The sequence below is a fragment of the Pseudomonas sp. KBW05 genome (genome assembly GCF_003852405.1).
Taxonomy (GTDB): Bacteria; Pseudomonadota; Gammaproteobacteria; order Pseudomonadales; family Pseudomonadaceae; genus Aquipseudomonas.
On sequence record NZ_QAJM01000035.1, the window covers coordinates 1 to 26,118 of the forward strand.

A 26,118-nucleotide genomic window follows, 5' to 3' on the forward strand; every position below is an offset into this window, starting at 1 on the left:
CAAGCCCGCTCCCACAGGTAAAGCCCTACTCAATCCCCACATGAGCACCGCCCACTTGAACCTGCGCCGATTGAAGTACTTCGTGAAACTGGTAGACATCGGCAGCATGACCCAAGCCGCCGACGTGCTGCATGTCGCCCAACCCGCCCTCAGCCAACAACTGGCCACCCTGGAAGCCGAGTTGCAGCAACAACTGCTGATCCGCACCAAACGCGGCGTCACCCCGACCGAAGCCGGCAAGGTGCTGTACGGCCATGCGCAGATCATCCTGCGCCAGTGCGAACAGGCGCAGAGCGATATCAACGCCACCGGCCAGGCCTTGTCCGGGCAGGTCTCGGTGGGGCTCGCTCCCGGCACCGCCGCGTCAACCTTGTCGCTGCCACTGCTGCGCACCGTGCGCGAACGCCACCCCGGCATCCTGCTGTACCTCAACGAAAACTTCGGCACCACCCTGAGCGAGCTGATCATGAACGGCCGCATGGACATGGCCGTGCTCTACGGCGGGCGCGAGGTGCACGGCTTGAGTTTCGTCTCGCTGCTGCGCGAGCCGCTGTACCTGGTCAGCGCCGATCCGGCGGTGGCCGGCCGCGACGACATCCCCCTGGCCGAACTGGCCGACATGGACATGCTCCTGCCCCGTCCCTACAACGTGATGCGCCGCATGGTGGACGAAGCCTTCCTGCGCATCGGCCTCGGTGCGCGGGTGGTGGCCGAGATCGAGTCGTCCACCACGCTCACCGCTGCCGTGGCCGATCACTTCGGCTCGACCATCCTGCCGGAGTCGTCGGCGCGGGTGTTGGCGGCGAACCCAGCGGTGCATATGTGTCGCATCGTCGAGCCCGAAGTGGAGGCGCCGTTGGCGTTGTGTCTGTCCGGGCATTTGCCGCTGTCGGTGCCGGCCCAGGCGGTCAAGGCGATCCTCCTGGAGCTGGTGGCGCAGATGCGTGGCAGCGCGGCGTGAGTGGTCATAAGGGCGGCTTATCACCCCAAAGCCAAAGCGTCTTGGCCGCTTTTCGAGGGGCTCGGTAGATTGGCCCCATCCACTCAAGACACGTTCGACAGGCAGGGGCCAACTATGGATTCAGCACGTATCAAGGGGTTGATGGATTTGCTGGCCGAATCCGATCTGCTGGAACTGAGCCTTACCGAAGGCGACAGCACGTTGCGGCTGTTCAAGCAGGCGGGGCAGGCGGCGATCAGCGTCGCACCCAGCGTGGTTGCAGCGCCGGTTGCGGTAAAGCCAACGGCGGCGATTGAGATCAAGGCCAGCCTCTACGGCGTGCTGCACCTGACGCCCGCCGTCGGTGAGCCAGCGTTTGTCGCCGTGGGGCAAGCCATCGAAGCCGGCCAGACCGTGGCGGTGATCGAGGCGATGAAGATGTTCCACCCGGTCAAGGCCAAGGTGGCCGGCAAGCTGGCTGAGATCCTGGCCCAGGCCGGGGCTGAAGTTGCAGCCGGCCAGGCGCTGTTCCGCCTCGATTGACCCTTATTTGTGATGCAGGTGAATTCAATGTTCGACAAAGTGCTGATCGCCAACCGTGGCGAAATTGCCCTGCGCATTCAGCGTGCCTGTCATGGCCTGGGCATCAAGACCGTGGCGGTGTACTCCGAAGCGGACCGCAACGCGCAGTACGTACAAAATGCCGACGAAGCCCTGTGCATCGGCCCGGCCGCGCCTGGCCTGAGCTACCTCAACCAGACGGCGCTGCTGTTTGCCGCCAAGGTCACCGGCGCCCAGGCGATCCATCCCGGCTACGGCTTTCTTTCGGAAAACGCCGGCTTCGCTGAACGCATCGAGGCGGCGGGTTTGACCTTTATCGGTCCCAGCGCCGCGTGCATCCGCACCATGGGCGACAAGGTCGCCGCCAAGCGCGCCATGCGTGAAGCCGGCGTGCCCTGCGTACCGGGGCCGGACTCGACGATGCCCAGCGACGACGCGAGCATCCTCGCCATCGCCGCCGAGATCGGCTACCCGGTGATCGTCAAGGCCGCCGGTGGCGGTGGCGGGCGCGGCATGCGTGTGGTGCAGGAACACACCGAATTGCTCGCCGCCATTGCCCTCACCCGTGAAGAAGCACGGCTGGCCTTCGGCAACCCGGAACTGTATATCGAGAAATTCCTCGGCCACCCGCGCCACGTGGAAATCCAGGTGCTGTGCGACGCCCACGGCCATGCAATCTGGCTCGGCTGCCGCGACTGCTCGTTGCAACGCCGCCACCAGAAGGTGCTGGAAGAAGCCCCAGCCCCGGGGATCGACTCCGCGCTGATCGCCAAGGTTGGCGAACGCTGCGCCGAGGCGTGCCGCCAGATCGGTTATCGCGGCGTGGGCACCTTTGAATTCCTCTATGAAGACGGCGAGTTCTTCTTCATCGAGATGAACACCCGCCTGCAAGTCGAGCACCCAGTCACCGAGATGACCACCGGTATCGACATCGTGCAGCAGCAACTGCGCATGGCCCGTGGCGAAGTGCTGAGCCTGCGCCAAGAGGATGTGCAGCTCAACGGTCACTCCCTGGAATGCCGCATCAACGCCGAAGACCCGAGCACCTTCATGCCTACCCCCGGCCTGATCCAGCGTTGGGAAGTGCCCGGCGGCTTTGGCGTGCGGGTGGACTCCCACGTCACCACCGGCTACCGCGTGCCGCCGTATTACGACTCGATGGTGGCCAAGGTCATCACCCACGGCGCCACCCGCGAGGAAGCGATGGCGCGTATGCGCCTGGCGCTCAGCGAAATGATCGTGGACGGCATCAGCACCAATATCCCGTTGCACCGCGAGATTCTCGATGACCCGGCCTTTCAAGCGGGCGGTGTCGATATTCATCATCTGGAGCGCTGGTTGCAGCAAAGGAGCCCGACATGAGCACCGTACCCAACATCAGCCTGTTGGGCTCCAGCGCCCTGTTGTTTGAAGCACCGGGCGAGCTGGACCTGGCCCCGCAACAGCGCATCTGGAACCTGGCCCTGCAAGCCGGCGAGTGGCCGGAAATCCACGAAGCCGTGCCCGGCATGAACAACCTGATGCTCACCTTCCTCAAGCCGCCGCGCGAATTGAACGCGCTGTGCGAACGCCTGTTGCAGGCTTGGGAACACAGCACGCCGCTGCCCCTGGAAGGGCGCATCGTCGAGCTGCCGGTGGTCTATGGCGGCGAGTTCGGCCCGCATATGAATGACGTGATCGCCCACACCGGGCTGGACATCGAGACCATCGCCAACCTGCATTGCGAACCGCTGTATCCGGTGTACGCCTTGGGTAGCCACCCGGGTTACTGCTACCTCGGCGGCATGGACCAGCGCCTGGCCACGCCGCGCCGGCAAGTGCCGGTGCTGAATATCGGCGCCGGTTCGGTGTCCATCGGCGGTGTGCAGACCGGCGTTTCCGCGTCGGCCGGCCCCAGCGGCTGGAACACCATCGGCCGCACCGAAATGTCGTTTTTCGACCCCGCCCAAACCCCGCCAGCGATCTTGCGGCCGGGTGATTTCCTGCGCTTGCGCATCGAGAGGATCATTCGATGATCGAGATTCTATCGGCCACCGCCCTGGCCACCGTGCAGGACTTCGGCCGCTTCGGCAGCCTCGGTCAAGGCGTGGGCACGTCGGGCGCCATGGACCACCTGGCGCTGGCGTTGGGCAACCTGTTGCTGGGCAATCCCGAAGACGCCGCGGCGATTGAAATTCCGTTGTTCCCGTTCGAAGTGCGGCTGCTGCACGACTGCGCCTTTGCCGTGACCGGCGCCGCTTGCGACGCCACATTGGACGGCCAACCGTTGCCGCCGAACTGGGTGTACCAGGGCCGCGAAGGGCAGGTACTGCACCTGGGTTACCCAACCTCCGGCAGCCGCGCTTACCTGTGCCTCGCCGGTGGTGTGGACGTGCCGTCGGTGCTCGGCTCACGCAGTACCCAACTGCGCGGCGAGTTCGGTGGTTTGGACGGCCGGGCGTTGCAGCAGGCGGATCGCCTCGCGGCCTTGCGCCCCGGCATCAGTCCTCTGTCGCTGGACTTTGGTGTGTTGGCGCCGAGCCTGGCGCTGCCGTTGCAGATCGACGGTGTGCCCGCCATGCGTGTGTTGCCCGCCGCCGAATATGAGCGCTTCCAGGAAAGCTCCCGCGCCGCGTTCTGGGCCGGTGAGTGGAAGATCACCACCCAGAGCAATCGCTACGGCTACCGCATGGAAGGCGAACCGCTGCTGCCCATCGCACCGATGGAAATCCGCTCCCACGGCATCGTGCCCGGCGTGATCCAGGTGCCCCACGGTGGCCAGCCGATCATCCAGATGCGTGACGCCCAACCCAGCGGCGGCTACCCCAAGTTTGGCAGCGTGATCGAGGCCGACCTGTGGCGCCTCGGCCAGGCGCCCATCGGCAGCAAGGTGCGCTTTATCGAGTGCAGCTATGAGGACGCGGTCGAGGCCCTGGAAACCAATCGCCGTTACCTGCGCGAAGTCAGCCGCCTGGTGGACCTGCACCGAGAGGGAGTTAAAGCATGACAATCGAGGAGATTCGCCAACTGGCGCTGTGGCTCAAGGAACACCACCTGGCCGGCGCCGAAATGACCCGGCCCGGCGTCCACCTGACGCTCAAGCGCGGTGCGCCTGCGGCCAGCGTTGCGGCGCCCGTTGCCGTAGCGACGGTGGAGGACAAGGTCCTGCGCACCACCGGCCTGGGTCGCTTGCTGCTGACCCACCCGCAACTTAGCGAACCCTTCGTGGCCGTGGGCGATCCGCTCAGCGCCGGGCAGTTGGTGGCGGTGCTGCAAGTTGGCGACCTGCTGCTGCCCCAGCGCAGCCGTGAGGCCGCACGGGTGATTGATGTGCGTGTGCCCTGCGGCACCACCGTCGGCTACGGCGAAGCGTTCCTGGGCCTGGAGCATCCAGCATGAAGATCGATCTGAACGCCGACCTCGGCGAAGGCTTCGGCCCGTGGCGCATGGGTGAGGATGAGGCACTGATGCGCCTGATTTCCTCGGCAAACGTCGCCTGTGGCTACCACGCCGGTGATCCGCTGATCATGGACACCACCGTGCGACTGGCGAAGGCCGGTGGCATCGACCTCGGTGCGCACGTGGGTTTCCCGGACCTGATGGGCTTCGGCCGACGCCAGATGCAGATCGAGATCAAGGAACTCGCCACTTACGTGATCTACCAACTCGGCGCGCTGGCCGGGATGGCCGCTGTAAACGGCCATCGCATGACCCATATGAGCTTCCACGGCGCCCTCGGCAATATGGCCGCCGCCGATGCTGCGCTGGCCGAACCGCTGGTGCGGGCGGTGGCGGCGTTTGATCCGACGCTGATAATCAGCTCGTCCAGCAGCCGCGCCATCGAAGGCGCCGCCGAGAAATGCGGCCTGCGCGTTGCCACCACCTTTCTGGCCGACCGCGCCTATGACGACGACTGCCTGTTGGTGCCGCGCAAGGTCGAAGGCTCGGTGATCAAGGAACCGGCAGCGGTATTACAGCGCGTGCGCCAATTGCTGGAGGAGGGCACCGTCACGTCCTTCAGCGGCAAGGTGCTGCGGGTGCCGGCGCATTCGATCCTGCTGCACGGCGACACCCTCGGCGCAGTCGAACTGGCGCGCACGATTCGCCAGGAAATCGAGCAGTTGGGCGGGCACATTACGCCGATTTCCCAGCTGCTGGCCGCGTCATAAGCAGGCCTTATCGCCACACAACCATTGCGTCTTGGTCCAGCGCCTGAAGGCTGGATAGAGTCGAACCATAACCCGCAGCACAAGGAATACCCCATGCCATTTTCCGACTACAAAACCGCGCTGGTCACCGGGGCTTCCTCGGGCATCGGCGCCGCCGTTGTCGAGCGCCTGTGCCAGGAAGGCGTGCAGGTGCATGCCCTGGCCCGCAGCGCCGACAAGTTGCAGGCACTGGCGGCCAAGACCGGCTGCATTGCCCACGCCATCGACGTGACCGACATCGCCGGGCTGACCCAGCTGTTCGCCGAAAACACCTTCGACATCCTGGTCAACAACGCCGGTGTCGATAAGCCGGGTTCGCTGCTCAAGGCCGACGCCGACGGCATCGACCTGCTGATCGACGTCAACCTGCGCGCCGTGCTGCACCTGGCGCGCCTGGCCTTGCCGGGTATGGTCGAGCGCGATTGCGGGCACATCATCAACATCAGCTCGATTGCCGCGGCCTATAACTTTGGCGGCAACTCCACGTACCACGCGACCAAGGCGGCGGTGAGCATGCTCTCGCGCCAGCTGCGCATCGATGCGTTCGGCAAGCGCGTGCGGGTCACCGAGATCTGCCCGGGGCGTGTGGCCACGGACATCTTTGCCCACGTGCACGGCGATTCCGAAGAGACCTACAAGCGCTTCGTCGAGGGCTTCGAACTGCCCCAGGCCGAAGACATCGCCAACGCCATCGCCTTTGCGATTGCCGCGCCGATTGCCGTCAACGTCGGGCATATGGAAATCACCCCGACCTTGCAGGTGCCGGGCGGGCTCTCCACCGCGCGTCCGCAGGATTACCAGGGCTGAACCACAGCCCCCTAAAACAGAACGGATCGATCCGTCAGCGCTGCATCCCGCCACGGCCACGCCGGGTGATTTTGATTTCTGCCCTAGCCCAATGCCGATAGGGATTGACCATGAAGCAAGACTTCGATTTGGCCGCGATTCTGCAAGGCGAGTACGCCGAGCTGATCGTCAAGGGCATCGAAATGACCTTGCAGCTGGCGTTGTTCGCCTGGCTGCTGGCGATGATTCTGGCGCTGACGCTGGTCACGGTGCGCCTGACCGGCAACAAACTGGCCGACCGCCTGGTGGCGGGGTACGTGTCCTACCACCGCAACGTGCCCACCCTGGTGCAACTGATGCTGTGGTACTTCGGCGTGCCGACCCTGCTCAGCGAAAACGCGCAACTGTGGCTGGCCAGCCACAACACCGAGTACCTGTTTTCGGTGATCGCCCTGGGCCTCTGCCAGGCCGCGTATTTCTGTGAAGACATGCGCAGCGGCCTGCGCGCGATTCCCGCCGGGCAGACCGAAGCATCCCGCGCCCTGGGCCTGGGTTACGTGCGTTCGATGCGCTACGTGATCCTGCCCCAGGGCGTGCGCAACTGCCTGCCATCGCTGATCAACCACACCGTGCTGCTGTTCAAGAACACCAGCCTGGCCATGGCGATCGGCGTGATGGAACTGACCTACGCCAGCCGCGAAGTGGAGAACTACACGTTCCGCACCTTCGAGTCGTACCTGGTGGCCACGGTGTTCTACCTGGTGTTTTCACTGCTGCTGATGGGCGCCGGGGCATTGCTTGCCCGGCACTTCAGCAAAGCCCTGGCGAGGTAGATGGCGATGTTCGATATCGTTGAAATCCTGCAGAACAACTGGACGCTGTTCCTCATCGGCCAGTATCCCCACGGTCCCTTGGGCGGCCTGGCCAGCACCTTGATCCTTGCTGCGTTGGCGCTGTTACTGGCGTTCCCGTTCGGCCTGCTGCTGGCGCTGGCGCGGGTGTCGCCGTGGAAGGGGTTGTACTGGGTGGCCACGGTGTGGGTCTACGTGCTGCGCGGTATTCCGCTGCTGATGGTGATCTTCTGGACCTACTTCCTGGTGCCGTTGCTGATCGGCCATAACATTACCGGCTTCATGACCATGCTCTGCACCCTGGTGATCTACCAGAGCGCGTACCTGTGCGAAATCATTCGCGGCGGTATCCAGGCGTTGCCGAGCGGGCAATACGAAGCCTCCCGCGCCCTGGGCCTGGGCTATGTGCGCACCACGGTCTGGGTGGTCCTGCCCCAGGCGTTGTACAACGCGCTGCCCAGCCTGATCAGCCAGTTCATCTCGATCATCAAGGAAACCTCCCTGGGCTACGTGATCAACGTGCAGGAAGTGACCTTCGCCGCCAACCAGGTCAACAACCAGTTGCTGACCAAGCCGTTCCAGGTGTTTTTCATCCTGGCGATCATCTACTACCTGCTGTGTTTCGGCCTGACCCGCCTGGCTGGCTGGGTAGAACAACGCATTGCGCGCAAGCGCCTCGGTGACGGCGGGCAGACCGTGCCCGGCAAGCCGTTGCTGGCCACCGATAATTGAAGAGGGCTGCGCTCATGCATCCAATGATCATGTTTTCGAAAATCAATAAATGGTACGGCGAGTACCAGGCGCTCACCGACATCACCGCCGAGGTGAACCCCGGTGAAGTGGTGGTGCTGTGCGGGCCGTCGGGCTCGGGCAAGTCCACGCTGATCCGCACGGTCAACCGCCTGGAAGACATCCAGAACGGCCAGATCCTGTTCGACGGCCAGGACGTGCACGGCACCGACGCGCAGATCAATCGCCTGCGCAGCCGCGTGGGGTTTGTGTTCCAGAGCTTCAACCTGTTCCCGCACCTGTCGGTGCTGGAAAACATCACCCTGGCGCCAAACAAGCTGCGCAACCTCAAGGGCGCGGCGGCCAAGCAAAAGGCCATGGAACTGCTCGACCGCGTGGGCCTGGCGCACAAGGCCGGGGCCTACCCGGCGCAGTTGTCCGGCGGCCAGCAACAACGGGTGGCGATTGCCCGCGCCCTGGCGATGGAGCCGCCAGTGATGCTGTTCGACGAGCCCACCAGCGCCCTCGACCCGGAAATGGTCGGTGAAGTGCTGAGCGTGATGAAGGGCTTGGCCAAGGACGGCATGACCATGATGTGCGTAACCCACGAGATGAATTTCGCCCGCGAAGTGGCGGACACCATCTGGTTTATGGACGCGGGGCAGATTCTGGAAAAGAGCAGCCCCGACGCCTTCTTCACCCAGCCTTCGCACCCGCGAGCGCAACGCTTCATCGCCGACCTGCGGGCCCACTGAGCTGCGGCGGCTTGATTCCTTCTGCCATTTTGCTTGTCCAACTTTCTGGAGATTTCCCATGGGTATGAAGCATCTGTTTACTGCGCTGGCATTGGGTCCATTGGCTGTGGCCTGCGCCCAGGCTGACCAATTGAGCGACATTCTGGCCAAGCAATCCTTGAGCTGCGGCGTGTACGCCGATGTGCCGCCATTCTCCGCGCCGGACCCAAAGACCCGCGAACTGGTGGGCATGGACGTGGACTTGTGCAAGGCCCTGGCCAAGACCATGGGCGTGGCCCTGGAACTCAAGCCGCTGTCGGTTGAAGCGCGCATTCCCGAAGTGAAGATGGGCCGCGTCGATGTGATCTTCGCCAACTTGGCGTACACCAAGACCCGCGCCGAACAGATCCAGTTCAGCGACCCGTACTACATCGCCAAGGAAACCCTGGTGGTGCGCGCGGCCAACGCCGACCAGCCGAAAAGCTTCTTCAAGGACAAGCGCATCAGCTCGACCAAGGGCTCCACCTCGGAGCAATCGATCCGCATCGCCGGCGCCACCCCGGTGACCTTCCAGGACACCGGCTCGGCCTATATGGCCCTGCAACAGAATAAAGTGGTGGGCTTGGTGACCAACACCATGACTGCGCTGAAACTGGTCAACCAGGCCAAGGCCGGTGGCGTGGAACTGGCGATTGCCAAGGAACCGATGGCGTTGGAGCCGATTGGCGCGGGCATGCGCCGCGATGAGCCGGCGTTTCTGGCCAAGGTCAATGAGTCGTTGATGGCGATGGAACAGGCCGGGGAGATCGATGCGATCTGGGACCGCTGGATCGGCCCGAACACCGAATACAAGATGGTGCGCGAGGACAAGGTGCAGAGCCTCAGCGCCCTGAAGTTCGACCCGCTGCCGTAAGCATTTCCAATTTCCACTTGATGTACAAAGCTCAAAAATGTGGGAGCGGGCTTGCTCGCGAATGCGGTGGACCAGCAGCAGATGTAGTGACTGACACTCCGCTTTCGCGAGCAAGCCCGCTCCCACATTGGGTTTTGCTCCCACCTTGGGTTCAGTGTTGGTAGTGACTGTTCAGTACGGGCTGCAGTTGCTCATTGAGCATCCAGTGCGGTTGGCCGGGCGCTATGCGTGTGCCACCCACCCAACGCTCATGGCTCGCATGCTCCAACCAATACGCCTGCCCATCGAGCACCGCCCGGCCCAATTCGGTCAGAACCAACCCCACCTCCGTCTCCGCCAGCAACGGCGCCGCGCCATCGATCAACGGCCGCAACAGCGCATAAAACATCATGTCCCCCAGAAACGGCAGCGGCTCGCGCTTGGCCATCAGCTCGGCAAACACCCGACCCGCAGGCTTGGGTCCGGCTTCGGCGAGATAGCCCAGGGTCAGGCGCTCAGTCAGCGACAAACCGTCGCGGGCGCCGGGCAATTCCTGCAACTGGCGCAACAAGGCGGGCGCCAAAAAGGGCAGGGCAGGCTGTGTGCCATGGGCCAGTGCCGCCCATTCGACCGGCGAGCTGGCGCAATACGCCGCCCACGCTCGCTTGGCCAGTTGCACCGCGTCGTCATCGATCAGGCGCCGCTGCGGCCATAACCACGCGAGCACATCCGGCGCCAGTTGGCCGATGCCGATAAAACGCTGCACACCGGGGATGCGGTCTACTTCGATCAGCTCCAGTCGCTGCGGCGCCCGTTCCAGGCCGGCCAAGGCGCGGATCAGGAACAGTTGGTCATAGGCGTCCGCTTCGCACCACAGCACGCTGTGTTCGGCATTGGCCAGGCTTGCAAGCTGGGTGTATTCATCGGCCAGCCTACGGGCCGCATCGCCCGCATCCATGGCAAACGCCTGGCTGATGAAGGTGGCGCGCAGGGCCTGGTAATCCGCGCGGGGCAGGTCAGGCACCGGGCCCATGCACAACGGGTCGCTGAGCATCTGGAAACGACCCTTGAACCCGGCCAGTTGCAGGCTGTGGGCGATGTCATTGCCGCAGCGCCAGTGGGTGGTGCGGGCTTCATCGCAGGCTTCGAAGTCGGGATGGCGCGCGGCGAAGTCGATGGCGTCCACATGGGCCTTGAGCTTGGGCCAGCTGCTGAAGCCTAGTTGCTTGGCTATCTGCCATTGCGCCTGGGACAGGGTGGCGCTGGGGTCTTGGGCCTTGAGGCGCGGCAACAGTTCCTTGGCGCGCTTGCGCTGCTGCTCAAGGTTGAGGCGGCCGTCGGTGTTGAAGTGGTGGGACATACGAGCTCCTTGTCTGAACCTTGTCCGCTTTAAGGTTGGGAGTCGTAGAAAAAAGAGGGTGTTGCTGTGTCTTGGGCGCAGCCCTTTCCGCGGAAGGTGGCGTAGAAGGCGCCAGGCGGGGAATATAGGTAGTGAAATAGTTGATTGCAAGCCGCTCACCGAGTATCGAGTTCATGACTGACACCCCGCTGATTGAAACCCGCGCCCTCACGCGCATGGACGAGCGCCGCCAAGTGCCTTTGCTCCAGCCCACCGATTTCACCTTGAACGCTGGCGACCGCGTGTCCATCACCGGTTCCTCCGGCTCTGGCAAAAGTGTCTTTTTGCGCGCCCTGGCCCTGCTGGATGCGCCCACCTCTGGGCAAGTCCTGTGGAACGGCCAGCCGATCGGCAACGCCGAGATTCCCCATTACCGTTGCCATATCAGCTATCTGGCCCAGCGCCCGGCGTTGCTCGAAGGCACGGTGGAAGACAACCTGCGTTTCCCGTTCAGCCTCAAGACCTCGCATAAACGCAGCTTCGACCTTGCAGCCGTCACCACATTGCTGGGGCATGCAGGCAAGGCGCCGGACTTCCTGGCAAAAAATGCTGCGGATTTGTCTGGCGGTGAATCCCAGGTGGTTTCGCTGATCCGCACCCTGCAACTGAACCCCGAAGTCCTGCTGCTGGACGAGCCCACCGCCGCCCTCGACCCCACGTCATCCCGCGAAGTGGAAGCGCTGATCGACGCCTGGTTCGCCGGCGATCAATCCCGTGCCTGCATTTGGGTGTCCCACGACCTCGACCAGGCCCAGCGCATGAGCAACCTCCACCTGCACATGAGTGCCGGCGTGTTGAGCGGGGTAGCCCAGCCATGAATTACCAGAACCTCACCGCCCTCGACCTGGGCATCGCCGCCTCGCTGATCCTGATTAACGGCGCGCTGTCGCTGCTCTTGCGCCTGGGCCTCGGCCGCCAATTGCTGTGGGCGGCAGTGCGCACCGTGGTGCAACTGTTGGCCATCGGTTACCTGCTGGGCTGGGTGTTCGAGTTTGCCTACTGGTACGTGGTGCTGCCGTTGATGTGCGCCATGACCCTGATTGCCGGCATCTCCGCCGCCGGACGCGGGCGGCGCACGTACAAGGGGCAGCGGGTCGACAGCATTCTGTCGGTGTGGGGCAGCTCGTGGCTGGTGACGGCAGTGGGGCTGTTTGCGGTGATCCGCATCCACCCGTGGTACGAGCCGCAATATGCGATTCCGATCCTCGGGATGATCCTCGGCAACACCCTGACCGGCGTGTCGCTGGGCATAGAACGCATGACCCAGGAGCTGACGTCGGGGCGCAACACCATCGAAATGATCCTCGCCCTCGGCGGCTCACGCTGGGAGGCGGCACAGGACGCCATTCGCCAGGCGGTGCGCGCGGGGATGATCCCGACGCTGAACCAGATGACCGTGGTCGGCATCGTCAGCCTGCCCGGCATGATGACCGGCCAGGTACTGGCGGGGGAAAGCCCGGTGGATGCGGTGCGGTATCAGATCGTGATCATGTTCTTGATAGCCGCGGCTTCGGCGTTGGGTACGGTGGGGGCGGTGTTGTTGACGTATCGGCGGTTGTTTTCGGTGGGGCACAGGTTTTTGCGTGAGCGTCTCGAAGAGCGCTGATATCTCTGTGGGAGCTGGCTCGCTACACAACTTTGAACATTGCTGCTGGACCTGTGGCGAGGGAGCTTGCTCCCGTGGCGGCCTGGCAGTCGAGCGAGTTTTACCGGGTGTACGCCGGCCAAATGTGGGAGCTGGCTTGCCTGCGATAGCTATGTGTTGAGCGCTGAGATTTTTTGGTCGGAGTACATATCCGTTATTCAGGTAACGGCTGATTATGGTTCCGCCCTTACGGCGGGTCACTTTTGGAAAAGAGCCCCAAAAGTAACCAAAAGGGCTCTTGCCCCACCACTCGGCACCTCGCTAGTGCTCGGTGTGCCCTCACTCCGNNNNGGCTTGAATCCGTGGGCCGCCGTCATGGGCCATCCTTGGCCCAGGACGGCTAACCCGGCGTCCTGCCGGGTTACCCACGGATTCAAGCCTGCGTTCGGCCAGCGTGGTTGACGGGGCGCCTAAGATCAAAAGCTGAAAAGCCAAAGCCAAAGCCAAAGCTTCGGGGTTTGTCAGGGGCTTTATCGTGATTGTTTCACCTGATGAAATGCTGGATTGTGAATCCTGGTGATTCCAGCGATCGCGGTAGCGGTGGACCATGGCCGGCGTCGACAACCTTATTTTGGAGCCTGTCATGTCTCAAGCTGCGATCAAACTCTACGGTTTTCCGCTGTCCGGCCACTCCCATCGGGTGGAGCTGATGTTGTCCCTGCTGGGCTTGCCCACGGAATTTATCCTGGTGGACCTCGCGCAAGGCGCGCACAAGTCGGCGGATTTTCTCGCCACGATCAACAGTTTTGGCCAGGTCCCGGCGATTGATGACAACGGCACCGTGTTGGCCGATTCCAATGCGATCCTGGTTTACCTGGCAAGCAAGTACGGCAAGGGCCAGTGGCTGCCCAGCGACCCGGTGGGTCAGGCCCGTGTGCAGCGCTGGCTGTCGGCGGCGGCGGGTCAGTTGCATGTGGGGCCGGCGTCTGCGCGCCTGGCGGTGGTGTTTGGTGCTGAGGTCGATACCGTCAACGCCATCAGCCGCGCCCATGGTTTGCTGCAGTTGGTGGAACAGCAGTTGAGCCACAGCCGCTTCCTCGCCAGTGAGGAGCCGAGCATCGCCGATATTGCCTTTTACACCTACATCGCCCATGCGCCGGAAGGCAATGTGTCGCTGGCCGACTACCCTCAAGTGCGTGCCTGGCTGGCCAGCATTGAGGCGTTGCCGGGGTTTGTCGGCATGCCGCGCACAGCGGCCGGCCTGCAACAGGCTTGATATGAACACCTGTGGCGAGGGAGCTTGCTCCCGCTGGGCTGCGCAGCGGCCCCAGAAATCTTGGGAGCGCTGCGCACTCCAGCGGGAGCAAGCTCCCTCGCCACAGGTGTGTAAACAACTGAAGGAGTGACGATGGACCGATTCCATGAAATGCAGGTGTTCCTCGCGGTGGCCGAGGAGGCCGGTTTTGCCGCCGCCGCGCGCCGCTTGAACACCTCGCCACCCAGTGTGACGCGGGCCATCGCCGCCATGGAACAACGCATCGGCACCCAACTGTTGGCGCGCACCACCCGCAGCCTGCACCTGACCGAGGCCGGCCAGGGTTATCTGGAAGACTGCCGGCGCATCCTCGCCGAACTCGACGAAGCCGAAGAAGCGGCGGCGGGCAGCTATTCGATCCCCTGCGGGCACTTGACGGTGACCGCGCCGGTGCTGTTTGGCGAGCTGTATGTGGCGCCGGCGCTGGGGGCGTTTCTCGATCGTTTTCCGTTGGTGACGATCAACGCCTTGCTGGTGGATCGCGTGGTCAACTTGCATGACGAAGGCGTTGATGTGGCCGTGCGTATCGGCCACCTGCACGAACCGGGGCAGCAGGCGATCAAGGTCGGCGAAGTGCGGCGGGTGGTGTGTGCATCGCCGGGTTATCTCGACCAATACGGGCGCCCCGAACACCCGTCGCAGTTGCGTGAAGCGAAGATCGCCACCACCTCCGCCAGCCAGCGTGTGAATGAATGGACCTTTGTTGAACACGGCCAACCGCTGACCGTGCCCATCGAACCACGCCTGGTGGTCACGGCCAATAACGCCGCGATCAACCTCGCGCGCCAGGGCTGGGGCGTGACGCGGGTGCTGTCGTATCAAGTGGCCGCAGCGGTGGCGGCGGGGGAGTTGGAGGTTGTCCTCGAAGGCTTTGAACCGCCGCCGCTGCCGATCCAGGTGGTGTTCCAGAAGAGCGCGCGGGTGCCGGCGAAGGTCCACAGCTTTGTCGATTTTCTCAGCGCGCGCCTGGGGCAGGATGCCGCCCTGAACCGGCGCGGTTGATGGAGCACTTTCGCGATATGCAACGGTTTGCCGCACTGGCCGGGCAGCCGAGCCTGGCGGCGGCGGCGCGCGCGGCGCAGGTGTCGGGCCCGACCCTGATCCGCGCGGTGGCCCGCCTGGAAGCGCGCCTGCGGGTGCCATTGCTTGAGCGCAGCACGCGGGGCGTGAGCCTCACCGAAGTGGGCCGCGCCTACCTGGCCGATTGCCTGCGCCTGCTAGCGGCGGTGGACGCCGCCGAAGCTTCGGCCAAGGGCTTGCATGTGCAGGCCCAAGGCAATCTGCGGGTGTTCTTGCCGTTGCTGTTCAGCGGTTATGTGATGGCGCCCGTGTTGGCCAGTTACCTGGACCGCTATCCCGAGGTGCGTCTCGCCGCGCACTACCACGACTATTATCCGAACCTGCACGAAGAAGGCCTGGACGTGGCGATTCTCGTCGGCGAACTGCCCAGCTCGTCACTGATCGCACGGCCCGTGGGGCAGGTGCGGCAGATGCTCTGCGCAAGCCCCGGCTACCTCGCGGCCCACGGCGAACCCCTGCACCCGCAGGACCTCAAGCACCATCGCCTGATCGCCCAGGTGGATTGGGCTTTTCAGGGCCATGAATTCAAGGCCCGTTTGGGCTGCACCACGGTGCAAGGCGCAATCAATGCGGCTGTGGGCGGTGCGGGGTTGGTGCGTTGCCTGAGCTACCCGGTGCACGAGCATCTGCTCGGCGGGCAACTGCGCCGGGTCTTGCCGGCGTATGAACAGCCACCGCTGCCGATTCATGTGGTGTACCGCGAAGGGCGCAACGCCCCGATGCGCGTGCGCAGCTTTGTCGAGCACTGTGTCACGGCACTGCGCGCCCATCCGGCATTTCAGCTGGCGTAATAGTGGATTGCCGGGCGTGGTGATTCTCTCGCTGCGGGGCAGGGCGCAGCATGGGGGCCTACAACCTGAGGTGGTCGCCATGAACCTGATCGAACAATCTCCCTGGCATGCCGGCGAGCGGCAGCTGCAAGCCGCAGTGGGCGTGGCCGAGCGTATGGCGATGGTCGGACCGAAAGTGATCCGCGATCACTTGCCCGAGCAGCATCGCGACTTCTATCCGCTGTTGCCCTACCTGCTGCTCGGTGTGGTGGATGAGCAGGGCATTCCCTGGGCCACGCTGGTGGAAGGCGCGCCGGGGTTTGCCCACTCGCCTGACCCGCAGACGTTGCAGGTCGACAGCCAGCCCTCCATGAGCGACCCCGCCCGCGCAGGCTTGCGTGATGGCGCTGCGGTGGGCGTGCTGGGGATCGACCTCAACACCCGGCGGCGCAACCGCATGAACGGCCGGGTCGCTGCCCTTGATCATGAGGGGTTCTCGGTGCAGGTGGAGCACACGTTTGGCAACTGCCCCAAGTACATCCAACTGCGGCCGGTGGACGGGGTTGCGCGCAGACCCGGTACGCAGGTCGAGCGCTCCGAGAGCTTGGATGAAACGGCGCAAACGCTGATCCGCAACGCCGATACGTTCTTTGTCGCCAGCTATGTGGACACCGACGGCGAACGCTCGGTGGATGTCTCCCATCGCGGTGGCAACCAGGGTTTTGTGCGGGTCGAGGGCAACGTGCTGACCATTCCAGACTTTGCCGGCAACCTGTTTTTCAACACCCTGGGCAATTTGCAGCTCAATCCGGTGGCGGGTTTGTTGTTTATCGATTTTGCGTCGGGGGATGTGTTGCAGCTTGCCGGGCGTACGGAACTGATCCTTAGCGGGCCGCAGGTCGCAGAGTTCGAGGGCGCGCAGCGGCTGTGGACGGTGACGGTGGAGCAGGTGGTCTGGCGCCCGGCGGCGTTGGCGCTGCGTTGGCAGTTTGCGCAGTTTTCGCCGTTCAGTCTGGCGACGGGGCGTTGGTAGGGGGTTGCCTGTGAGGGCGCCTTAGCGGGCAAGCCCGCTCCCACAGGGAATGGGCGGTGTGCATAGTGCTTCGGGTCGGCACCTATCCAAATGTGGGAGCGGGCTTGCTCGCGAAGACGGTGGGTCAGTCAAAGATGTATTCACTGACCCACCGCCTTCGCGAGCAAGCCCGCTCCCACATTTTTTATCGGTGCCGGGCCTTGCCCCAGTTGTTGATCGACACCCCAAGCACCACCCAACGCCGTGTACAAACGCACCTGCGCCACCAGTTGCGCAAGCTGATCGACAATCAACGCCTGCTGCGAGCTGAACAACGAACGCTGGGCATCGAGGAACGTGAGGTTGCTGTCCACGCCGCTGCGGTAGCGATGTTGCGCCAAGTCGTAATACACCTGGTTGGCCGCGACAAAATCCCGTTGTGCCGCGAGTTGGTCGGTGTAGGTCTGGCGGGCGGCGAGGCCGTCGGCGACTTCCTGGAAGGCGGTCTGGATGGACTTTTCATACTGCGCCACGCTGATGTCTTTTTGCAGTTTGGCGTAGTCGAGGCTGGCGCGCAGGCTGCCGGCGTTGAAGATCGGCAGGTTGATCTGCGGCTGGAAGGTCCAGGTGCCAGAGCCGCCCTTGAACAGCCCCGACAGCTCAGTGCTGGCGCTGCCCGTGTTGGCGGTGAGGGTCACCGAGGGGAAAAACGCGGCACGGGCGGCGCCGATATTCGCGTTGGCGGCTTGCAGTTGGTATTCGGCCTGGAGGATGTCGGGGCGTCGTTGCAACAGGTCCGAGGGCAGCCCGGCCGGCACCGCCGCCACCAGGTCGGTGGTCAGCGGGCGGGCGGGGAGGTTGGCATCCACCGCCGTGCCCACCAGCAAGGTCAGGTTGTTGAGGTCCTGGGCCACCTGACGTTGATAGCGGGCGACGCTGGCGCGGGTGCTTTCGACGCTGGTGCGCGCCTGTACCACTTCCAGTGCCGAGGCTTTGCCGGCGCTTTTACTGCGCTGGGTCAGGCGCAGGCTGTGATCGTCGGCGGCCAGGGTTTGCTGAGCCAATGCCAGTAGCTCCTGATCGGCCCGCCAGGTCAGGTAGGCATTGGCGACGTTGGCCACCAGGCTCAATTGCGCGCTGCGTCGCGCCTGTTCGGTGCCCAGGTAGGTCAGCATCGCCTGTTCGCTGAGGCTGCGCACGCGGCCGAAAAAATCCAGCTCGTAGGCGCTAAGGCCCAAGGTGGCGGAATAGCTCGACGTGATCGCAGACTGGCCGGTGCCGGTCACGTCCCCGGGCAGCTTTTGCCGTTTGCCCACCGCGCTGGCGGACACAGCCGGGAACAGGTCGGCACGCTGGATGCGGTACTGCGCCTGGAACGCTTCGACATTCAACGCCGCCACCCGCAGGTCGCGGTTGTTGTGCAATGCATCGGCAATCAGCTGTTGCAGCGCCGGATCATGGAACAGCGGTTGCCAGTCCGTGGTGACCGCCGCGGTGTACACCCTGCCTTGGGGGTAGTGCGCCGGGACCGGCGCGGCGGGCCGCTGGTACTGCGGGATCAGCGAGCAACCGCCGAGCAGGCAGGCGAGGGTGAGCGTGAGTGTGCGCATCAGGCGCCCACCATCCATTTCGCCAGCCCGTGCCGGCCACTGACGCCCAGCTTGGCGGCGGCGCGCTTGAGGTAGGTCTCCACCGAGCTGTTTTTCACGCTGAGTTTTTCCGCCATTTGCGGCACGGTGCCCCCGGTCAACAGGCCCAGGCACACTTCCTGCTCCCGCGCCGACAAGGTGATATCGCTCAGCGCCAGACGCTTGTAGAACTCGCGCTGCAATTGCGACTGTTCCAGCAGGTTATGCGGCGCTTCGACCTCGCTGTGGGGCGCTTGGCGCAGGCTGTGTGCATGGCGCTCCATCAGCGGCAACAGGGTCTGCGAGAGGCACTTGAGAAACGACAACTCGGCCAGGGAAAAACCGCGCTGGGTGGGCGGGCGGTACAACGAAATCACACACCGCCGGTTGGCCTGGCGCGACACCAGGTTGCACTGGTGTGAGCTGCCGGCCTTGGCTTTCATCTGGATCAGCAGCGGGTCTTGCATGCGCAACATGTCGCGCAGCAGCGGATGGGTGTTGAGCGGGTGCAGGGCCTGGGGGGCCGCCAACGCCTGCTTGAGCCCCGCGCTGCCGAGCAAGGTGATGTCGAGCACGCTGTCGCGGGTGTCATCGAGGGTCCATTCACTGAGGTCCACCAAATGGATCGGCACCCATTTGTCGACCAGTTGCAACAGGTTGGCGGCGAAATCCGCATGGCCACTGTTTGCGATCAACTCACCCATCTCGGCGTAGAAATGCGGGTTGTCCGTGGTGCCAATACTCTGCGTCAAGCTCATAGCCATCTCATCCTTGATGTCCAAAATCGTCAGCAATCAGCCCGTGAAATCCTATTCAGCCAGGTGATTTGTCCTACGTATGTAGCAGAAATGCGTGACACAAGCTGCCATAAAAATAACGTCATTAATTCGACGTTTCTGACAGTGTTTTCCGCCGGAGAAAACTGAAAGATAATTTTAAATGTCAGTTAAGTTATTGAAATAAATAATAAATTATTTTCGTTTTGGCAGCGCTCAGCCAATCGACATCGGCCAGTCATAGCGAATGTCCTACACCCATTTAATCGTTTCAGCGGTGGGCCTTCAGCGAAACCCAATTCCATCCATTTGGGTGTCCGGGTTTAGGGTGACAGACAGGCCCTGGACCCCATGCTCAAATCCGGCAATTTCGCCGTAGTGGGCCTCCCTGCGGACACCCATGAGAAGGATCTTATGCAGCCCTTACCCTGCCTGCCGACCCGCTTGCCCCTCACCGCCGCCCAACAGGACATCTGGCTCGACCAACTGCGCCAGGGCGACTCGCCGCTGTACAACATCGGTGGCTACGTGGACTTTGCCGGCGCTGTGGTGCCGGCGCTGATGGAGCAGGCCGTCGCGCGATTGGTAGCCACCCACGATGCGCTGCGCAGCCAAGTGCACGGCGACGCCGAGGGCCTGCCGCAGCAAACCTTCGTGGCCGAGATGGCGGCGGAGGTGGTCCTGCATGACGTGTCGGCGCAGCCTGATCCCGTCGCGGCGTTTCAAACGTTGATGCAGGCACAGATGGCCCGACCCTATGCCCTGGCAGGCGAGCCACTGTTCCGCTTCTTCCTGGTCAAGCTGGGCAACCAGCACTACCGTCTCGGCACCCAGGCCCACCACTTGATCCTGGATGGCTGGGGCTTTGGCCAGATGCTGCAATCCCTCGCCGGCCTGTACAGCGCCCTGGAGCAGGGGCGGCCGCTGGCGCAGCAGGCGCCGTCCTATCGCGACTTTATCGACGCTGACCTGAGCTATCGGCAGTCGTCCCGTTATGCCCGTGACCGCACCTATTGGCTAGACAAGTACCAGACCTTGCCGGAGCCGCTGCTCACCCCGCGCCATACCGCCAAGGCGCTGAGCAATACGTGGGTGCAGGCGTTTCCGCTGGCCTTGCTCGAACGCATGGAGCAGCTTGCCAAGGGTTACCAGGCGTCGGCGTTTCATGTACTGCTGGCGGCGATGCACGTGTATTTCACGCGCATCAGCCAGCGTGAGGAATGGGTGGTGGGGTTGCCGATTCTCAACCGCGCCAACGCCCGCTTTCGTGCCACGGTCGGACTGTTTGCCCAGGTCAGTGCGGTGCGTTTGCAGTTCGATGCGCAACTGCCCTTTGGTGAATTGGTGCGTGGCGTGCGCGACCAGCTCCAGCAGGATTTCCGCCACCAGCGTTTTCCCTTGAGTGAGATGAACCGCGAGCTGGGCCTGCGCCGCAGCGGGCGCGAGCAGTTGTTCGAGGTTTCGCTGTCGTTCGAACAGGATGACCATGACCTGCGTTACGGCGACGTCCAGGCCCGGGCAGTCAAGGTGTCCAATCAACACGAGTCGCTGCCGTTGGCGATCCACCTGCGCAGTAACCGCCAGCAGGGCAGTGCGAGCCTGCATTGCGTGTACAACGAAGGGTATTTCCAGCACGACGAGGTGCAGGCGCTGGCGCAGCGCCTGATCTGGCTGCTGGAGCAGGGGCTGGACGACTGCGCGGTGCCGGTCGGCGAGCTGGCGCTGGTGACGCCAGCCGAACAGGCCCAGTTGCAGCAGTGGAATGCCACGGCGCAGCCGATGGTTGAACCGCGTACCTTGCACGAGCGTATCGCGGCGCAGGTCGCGCGCACGCCGCAGGCCATTGCGGCGCGGTATCAGGGGCAAGCGCTGACCTACGCTGCGCTCGACCAGCAGGCCAATGGCTTGGCCCATCAACTGCTGGCCCACGGTGTGCAGCCGGATGATCGGGTGGTGATCCTCGCCCGGCGCGGCCTCGACACGATGGTGGGGTTGTTGGCGATTCTCAAGGCCGGCGCCTGCTACGTGCCGGTCGACCCGGCCCATCCCGCCGAGCGCGTGCATTACTTGCTGCATGACAGCGCGCCGGCGCTGGTACTGGTCCAGCCCGAGCTGCTGCATCGCCTGCCCACGCTGGCGGTGCCCGTGATCGTGCTGGGCCAGGCGTCGGTGTCGTCACGCCAGCCGCCCGGTGTCGCGGTCAGCCCGGCGCACCTGGCCTATGTGATTTACACCTCCGGTTCCACCGGCTTGCCCAAAGGGGTGATGGTCGAGCACTACAGCGTCTGCAACCTGGTGGACTGGCACTGCCAGGCGTTCGATCTGCAGGCCGGCAGCCATACGGCGAGTGTCGCCGGCTTTGGCTTTGATGCGATGGCCTGGGAGGTCTGGCCGGCGCTGTGCGTGGGCGCCACCTTGCACCTGCCACCGGCCCATGATGGTGCGGAGGATATCGACGCGCTGTTGCACTGGTGGCGGGCGCAACCGCTGGACGTGTGTTTCTTGCCAACGCCGGTGGCCGAATACGCTTTCAGCCAGGGCCTGGGCCACCCGACCTTGCGCACTTTGCTGATTGGCGGCGACCGCCTCCGTGCGTTCCCCCTGGCGCAGACCTTTGCCGTGATCAACAACTACGGGCCGACCGAAGCGACGGTGGTCGCCACCTCCGGCCTCGTCGAGGTAGGGCGGCCGTTGCATATCGGCGCGCCGGTGGCGAATACCTGCGTTTACCTGCTGGATGCCCACTTGCGTGCGGTGCCCGTTGGCGTGACGGGGGAGTTGTATGTCGGCGGCAAAGGCGTGGCCCGTGGCTACTTCAACCGGCCGGACCTGACGGCGCAGCGCTTCGTCGATGACCCCAACACGGGCGGGCGGATGTACCGCACCGGCGACCTGGCGCGCTGGCTGCCCGACGGCAATCTGGAATACCTCGGCCGCAACGACGACCAGGTGAAGATCCGTGGCGTGCGTATCGAACTGGGCGAGATCGAAGCGGCACTGGCCGCTTACCCGCAGATTGCCGACGCGGTGGTGCTGTGTCGCGAAGGGCAACTGCTGGCCTGGTTTATCGAACGTGAGCCGCTGGCAATCGAAGCATTGCGCAGCCATCTGCAAGCCTCGTTGCCCGACTATATGCTGCCCGTGGCCTACACCCGGCTGGCGGTGTTGCCACTGACGGCCAACGGCAAACTCGACCGCAAAGCATTACCGGCGCCGACCCCGGACGCCTTCGTGACGCGTGTGTTCGAGGCTCCGCACGAGGGTGTGGAAACCACCTTGGCACAGCTGTGGGCCGAGCTGTTGCAGGTCGAGCAAGTGGGGCGCCACGATCATTTCTTTGAGCTGGGCGGCCACTCGCTGCTGGCGGTGCAACTGGTGCAACGCATGCGCCAGGCCGGCCTGCGTGCCGATGTGCAGGTGTTGTTCGGCCAGCCGACGCTGGCGGCCCTGGCGGCGGTGAGCGAGGGCCGCGACAGCGACGTGCCGGCCAACCGCGTGCCGGCCGATTGCACCGTCCTCACCCCCGATCTGTTGGCCCTGGCCACGCTGGATCAGGCCAGCCTGGATCGCATCGTCGCGGGTATCCCCGGTGGAGTGGCGAATGTGCAGGAGATCTACCCGCTGGCGCCGTTGCAGGAAGGGTTGCTCTACCACCACATCACTGATGAGCACGATCCGTATCAGCAACAAGCGCTGTTCAGCTTTGCCGGCCGCGCGCAGTTGGATGCATTTGCCCAGGCGCTGCAACAGGTGATCAACCGCCACGACATCCTGCGCACCAGCCTGGTGTGGGATGCCCTTGAGCAGCCGATGCAAGTGGTGTGGCGCGAGGCGACGCTACCGGTTCAGCCGCTGCACGAAGCCTGTGCGCCGCTGGATTTGCGCCAGGCGCCGCTGATGGCCCTGGACTATCGCGAGGAACCGGAGCAGCAGCGCTGGGTCGCCCGGTTGCGCTTCCATCACCTGGTCAATGACGCCACGTCCACCACGGTTCTGCTGGATGAAATACGTGCCCATCTGCGCGGTGAACAGGCGCGATTGCCCGCGCCGGTGCCGTATCGCAATGTGGTTGCGCAGGCACGCCTGCCCGCGCGCCAGGCGGCGCATGAAGCGTTCTTTCGTGAGCGTTTGGCGGACGTGGACGAGCCGACCCTGGCCTTCGGTCTACAGGAACATCGGGCGCAGCCTGCCGACACCGAAGCCGCCGAACAGGCGCTGGGCGAGCACCTCAACCAGCGCTTGCGCACGCAGGCACGGGCGTTGGGCGTGAGCGCCGCAAGCCTGTTCCACCTGGCCTGGGCCCAGGTGCTCAGCCGCGTGGCCGGTCGTGATGATGTGGTGTTCGGCAGCGTACTGCTCGGTCGCTTGCAGGCGGGCGAGGGCGCGGATCGGGCTCTCGGCATGTTCATCAACACCTTGCCGCTGCGCTTGTGCCTGGCCGGGCAAAGCGTGGTCGAGGCGGTGCACGACACCCATCGCCAACTGAGCGCGCTGCTGGTCCATGAACAAGCCTCCCTCGCCCTGGCCCAGCGTTGCAGCCAGGTGGCGCCGCTGTTCAACAGCCTGCTCAACTATCGGCATACCGCCGCAGACACTGCGCCGGACCTGGGGCCGGGCATCGCCTTGCTCAGCAGTGAAGACATCCTCAGTTATCCGCTGATGATGACTGTGGACGACGTTGCCAGCGGCTTTCGCCTCAAGGCCAAGGCGCCGCGCCAGGTCGGTGCCGCGTGTTTGCTGGGCTACCTCGACACGGCGCTCAACGGCTTGGCAGACGCCCTCGAACACGACCCGCAAAGGCCATTACGCGATGTGCCGGTGTTGCCCGCCAGCGAACTGCACAGGCAGTTGGTGGACCTCAATGCGACGGCCACCGACCACGACGCAACCCTGACCGTGCAAGCGCTGTTCGAGGCCCACGCGCGGCATATCCCCCATGCGGTGGCGGTGCAGGCCGGCACGTTGCAACTGACCTACCGTGAACTCAACGAGCGCGCCAACCAGCTCGCGTATTGCCTGCGTGAACGCGGGGTGCAACCGGATTCGCGGGTGGCGTTGTGCGTCGAGCGCGGGCTCGACCTGGTGGTGGGGTTGCTGGCCATTCTCAAGGCGGGTGGCGCCTATGTGCCGCTGGACCCGAGCTACCCGCGCGAACGCCTGGCCTACATGCTCCACGACAGCCAGCCGGTGGCGTTGCTGGTGCATGGCGCCACCCGCGACTTGCCCGGTGAAGTGGCGATGCCGGTGTTCGACTTCGACCGCTGCACCTGGCAACAGGCCCCCGCCGGCAACCCTCGGGTGCCGGGCCTGACCCCCGCCAATCTGGCTTACGTGATGTACACCTCGGGCTCCACCGGCACGCCCAAGGGCGTGATGATCGAACACCGCGGCCTGACCAACCTGATGCACTGGGGCTCGCAGCTGTGCCCGAATGCCGAAGGCGGAGCGCTGTTGCAACGTGCCCCGTTCAGCTTCGACGGCTCGGTGTGGGAGCTGTTCTGGCCGCTGGCCAATGGCATGCGCCTGGTGCTGGCGCGGCCCGATGGGCATCGCGAACCGGCGTACCTGGCGCAGGTGATTCGTGATGAAAAAATCAGCGTGATCAAATTCGTGCCGGCGATGTTGCAGCAGTTCCTTGAACTGGAAGAGTCGGCGTTGTGCAGCAGCCTGACCGATGTGCTGTGTGGCGGCGGCGAACTCACCGAGGCCCTGGCCCGTGGTGTGCAGGCGCGCCTGCCGCAGGTGCGCTTGCACAACGTCTATGGCCCCACCGAAGCCACGGTGGACAGCAGCGCCTGGACCCTTGAACCGGGCGCCCGCGTGCCCGCGCTGCAATTGCCGATTGGTCGGCCGATCAACAATACCCGCCTGTATGTGCTGGACGAACACGATGCGCCGGTACCGATGGGCGTCAGCGGCCACTTGCATATCGGCGGGGTCGGCGTGGCGCGCGGCTACCTGGGGCTGGCGCAGATGACCGCCGAGCGGTTTATCGACAGTCCGTTTGTGGCCGGTGATCGCCTGTATCGCACCGGCGATCTGGTGCGGTATTTGCCGGATGGTGACCTGCAATTTCTTGGGCGCAACGACTTCCAGGTCAAGCTGCGTGGCGTGCGCCTGGAGCTGGGGGAAATCGAAGCGTGCCTGGCGGCGCATCCGGCGTTGCGTGAAGTGGCGGTGCTGATTCGTGATGAGCGGTTGCTGGCGTACTTCACCCTTCGTGCCGAGGCGCCGAGCCCGGAGGTGTTGCGTGCCCATGTGCTGGAGCAACTGCCGGAGTACATGGTGCCGGCGGCGTTTGTGCAGCTTGACGCCTTGCCGCTGAACCCGGCTGGCAAGCTTGATCGCAAGGCGCTGCCGGAGCCGGGTCTGGCGTCGGTGCTCAGCCGTGCGTATGTGGCGCCGGTTGGGGAGGTTGAAACGGTGATGGCCGGGATCTGGGCCGAGGTGTTGAAGTTGGAAAGGGTGGGGCGGTATGACCACTTTTTTGAACTGGGCGGGCATTCGTTGCTGGCGGTGAATGTGGTGGCGCGGATGCGCAAGGCGGGGCTGGAGGTGGATGCGCGGACGTTGTTCAGTCAGCCGACGTTGGCGCAGTTGGCGGCGTGTACGGTGGCGCAGGTTGAGCAAGTGGCTGTTGCTGAAACCGCTATCCCCGCGCTCAATCGGCGTCGTCGGATTTGAAACCTGACTGCGATTGGATGTGTGAGCAGCTTTGTGTGGGAGCTGGCTTGGCTGCGATAGCGGCCTGTCGGTGTACATATCCGTTATTTGGGTAACGGCGGCTTATGGTTCCGCCCTTACGGCGGCTCACTTTGGAAAAGCCGGAGTGCCGGCCCAGCCCAAAGTAAGCAAAGGGCTCTTGCCCCAACA

22 protein-coding genes are annotated in these 26,118 nt (G+C 64.1%); 19 read left to right on the forward strand and 3 right to left on the reverse strand.

The window, feature by feature from the left end:
• Positions 1–55 precede the first annotated feature (55 nt).
• The 12 genes from nac to DBR46_RS25890 all read left to right on the forward strand — a co-directional run bounded on the left by nac (position 56) and on the right by DBR46_RS25890 (position 9,701).
• Positions 56–961, forward strand: a complete 906-nt coding sequence (gene nac / locus DBR46_RS25835; RefSeq protein ID WP_124528652.1) for a nitrogen assimilation transcriptional regulator NAC — start codon at positions 56–58, stop codon at positions 959–961.
• 114 nt (positions 962–1,075) lie between these two features.
• Positions 1,076–1,483 (forward strand): acetyl-CoA carboxylase biotin carboxyl carrier protein subunit, encoded by a 408-nt coding sequence (locus DBR46_RS25840; protein WP_124528590.1) that lies wholly within the window; start codon positions 1,076–1,078, stop codon positions 1,481–1,483.
• Between the two features lie 27 nt (positions 1,484–1,510).
• Entirely contained in the window at positions 1,511–2,863 is a 1,353-nt protein-coding gene (gene accC / locus DBR46_RS25845) for an acetyl-CoA carboxylase biotin carboxylase subunit (RefSeq protein WP_124528592.1), read from the forward strand.
• Complete coding sequence (gene pxpB / locus DBR46_RS25850; RefSeq protein ID WP_124528594.1) at positions 2,860–3,516, forward strand: 5-oxoprolinase subunit PxpB; 657 nt, start codon at positions 2,860–2,862, stop codon at positions 3,514–3,516. Before accC ends, pxpB begins: the two co-directional genes overlap by 4 nt.
• Positions 3,513–4,487 carry a biotin-dependent carboxyltransferase family protein gene (locus DBR46_RS25855; RefSeq protein WP_124528596.1) on the forward strand — a complete coding sequence of 325 codons (975 nt, stop codon included), beginning with the start codon at positions 3,513–3,515 and terminating at the stop codon, positions 4,485–4,487. The genes pxpB and DBR46_RS25855 overlap by 4 nt, the downstream gene beginning before the upstream one ends.
• Positions 4,484–4,879 (forward strand): hypothetical protein, encoded by a 396-nt coding sequence (locus DBR46_RS25860; RefSeq protein ID WP_124528598.1) that lies wholly within the window; start codon positions 4,484–4,486, stop codon positions 4,877–4,879. The genes DBR46_RS25855 and DBR46_RS25860 overlap by 4 nt, the downstream gene beginning before the upstream one ends.
• Positions 4,876–5,649 (forward strand): LamB/YcsF family protein, encoded by a 774-nt coding sequence (locus DBR46_RS25865; RefSeq protein ID WP_124528599.1) that lies wholly within the window; start codon positions 4,876–4,878, stop codon positions 5,647–5,649. Before DBR46_RS25860 ends, DBR46_RS25865 begins: the two co-directional genes overlap by 4 nt.
• A 93-nt stretch (positions 5,650–5,742) precedes the next feature.
• Entirely contained in the window at positions 5,743–6,495 is a 753-nt protein-coding gene (locus tag DBR46_RS25870) for an SDR family oxidoreductase (RefSeq protein ID WP_124528601.1), read from the forward strand.
• 110 nt (positions 6,496–6,605) lie between these two features.
• A complete protein-coding gene (locus DBR46_RS25875; RefSeq protein ID WP_017737198.1) occupies positions 6,606–7,307 on the forward strand; it encodes an amino acid ABC transporter permease in 702 nt (233 codons plus the stop codon).
• Between the two features lie 6 nt (positions 7,308–7,313).
• Positions 7,314–8,057 carry an amino acid ABC transporter permease gene (locus DBR46_RS25880; protein ID WP_124528602.1) on the forward strand — a complete coding sequence of 248 codons (744 nt, stop codon included), beginning with the start codon at positions 7,314–7,316 and terminating at the stop codon, positions 8,055–8,057.
• A gap of 23 nt (positions 8,058–8,080) precedes the next feature.
• Positions 8,081–8,809 (forward strand): amino acid ABC transporter ATP-binding protein, encoded by a 729-nt coding sequence (locus DBR46_RS25885; protein ID WP_177414126.1) that lies wholly within the window; start codon positions 8,081–8,083, stop codon positions 8,807–8,809.
• Between the two features lie 58 nt (positions 8,810–8,867).
• Positions 8,868–9,701, forward strand: coding sequence for an ABC transporter substrate-binding protein (locus DBR46_RS25890; protein ID WP_124528606.1), 834 nt, complete (start codon positions 8,868–8,870; stop codon positions 9,699–9,701).
• Between the two features lie 151 nt (positions 9,702–9,852).
• Here the strand turns inward: DBR46_RS25890 and DBR46_RS25895 are convergent, their stop codons facing one another.
• Complete coding sequence (locus tag DBR46_RS25895; protein ID WP_124528608.1) at positions 9,853–11,040, reverse strand: DUF1835 domain-containing protein; 1,188 nt, start codon at positions 11,038–11,040, stop codon at positions 9,853–9,855.
• Between the two features lie 173 nt (positions 11,041–11,213).
• Here DBR46_RS25895 and DBR46_RS25900 point away from each other — a divergent pair, with 173 nt between their 5' ends.
• The 6 genes from DBR46_RS25900 to DBR46_RS25930 all read left to right on the forward strand — a co-directional run bounded on the left by DBR46_RS25900 (position 11,214) and on the right by DBR46_RS25930 (position 16,862).
• On the forward strand, positions 11,214–11,897 hold the full coding sequence (locus DBR46_RS25900) for an ATP-binding cassette domain-containing protein (RefSeq protein WP_124528610.1): 684 nt from the start codon (positions 11,214–11,216) through the stop codon (positions 11,895–11,897).
• Positions 11,894–12,685 (forward strand): iron export ABC transporter permease subunit FetB, encoded by a 792-nt coding sequence (fetB, locus tag DBR46_RS25905; RefSeq protein ID WP_124528612.1) that lies wholly within the window; start codon positions 11,894–11,896, stop codon positions 12,683–12,685. The genes DBR46_RS25900 and fetB overlap by 4 nt, the downstream gene beginning before the upstream one ends.
• 622 nt (positions 12,686–13,307) lie before the next feature.
• A complete protein-coding gene (locus tag DBR46_RS25910; RefSeq protein ID WP_124528614.1) occupies positions 13,308–13,940 on the forward strand; it encodes a glutathione S-transferase family protein in 633 nt (210 codons plus the stop codon).
• A gap of 132 nt (positions 13,941–14,072) precedes the next feature.
• Complete coding sequence (locus tag DBR46_RS25920; RefSeq protein WP_124528618.1) at positions 14,073–14,981, forward strand: LysR family transcriptional regulator; 909 nt, start codon at positions 14,073–14,075, stop codon at positions 14,979–14,981.
• Complete coding sequence (locus DBR46_RS25925) at positions 14,981–15,850, forward strand: LysR family transcriptional regulator (protein WP_124528620.1); 870 nt, start codon at positions 14,981–14,983, stop codon at positions 15,848–15,850. Before DBR46_RS25920 ends, DBR46_RS25925 begins: the two co-directional genes overlap by 1 nt.
• A gap of 79 nt (positions 15,851–15,929) precedes the next feature.
• Positions 15,930–16,862, forward strand: coding sequence for a pyridoxamine 5'-phosphate oxidase family protein (locus DBR46_RS25930; RefSeq protein WP_124528622.1), 933 nt, complete (start codon positions 15,930–15,932; stop codon positions 16,860–16,862).
• 140 nt (positions 16,863–17,002) lie between these two features.
• Here DBR46_RS25930 and DBR46_RS25940 read toward each other — a convergent pair whose 3' ends face one another.
• Both DBR46_RS25940 and DBR46_RS25945 read right to left on the reverse strand, forming a co-directional pair.
• Positions 17,003–18,451 carry an efflux transporter outer membrane subunit gene (locus DBR46_RS25940; protein WP_124528626.1) on the reverse strand — a complete coding sequence of 483 codons (1,449 nt, stop codon included), beginning with the start codon at positions 18,449–18,451 and terminating at the stop codon, positions 17,003–17,005.
• Positions 18,451–19,227, reverse strand: a complete 777-nt coding sequence (locus DBR46_RS25945; RefSeq protein WP_124528628.1) for a helix-turn-helix transcriptional regulator — start codon at positions 19,225–19,227, stop codon at positions 18,451–18,453. The genes DBR46_RS25940 and DBR46_RS25945 overlap by 1 nt, the downstream gene beginning before the upstream one ends.
• A gap of 432 nt (positions 19,228–19,659) precedes the next feature.
• Between DBR46_RS25945 and DBR46_RS25950 the strand changes: the two genes are divergently transcribed.
• Positions 19,660–25,929 (forward strand): non-ribosomal peptide synthetase, encoded by a 6,270-nt coding sequence (locus DBR46_RS25950; protein ID WP_124528630.1) that lies wholly within the window; start codon positions 19,660–19,662, stop codon positions 25,927–25,929.
• The last annotated feature ends 189 nt before the right edge of the window (positions 25,930–26,118 follow it).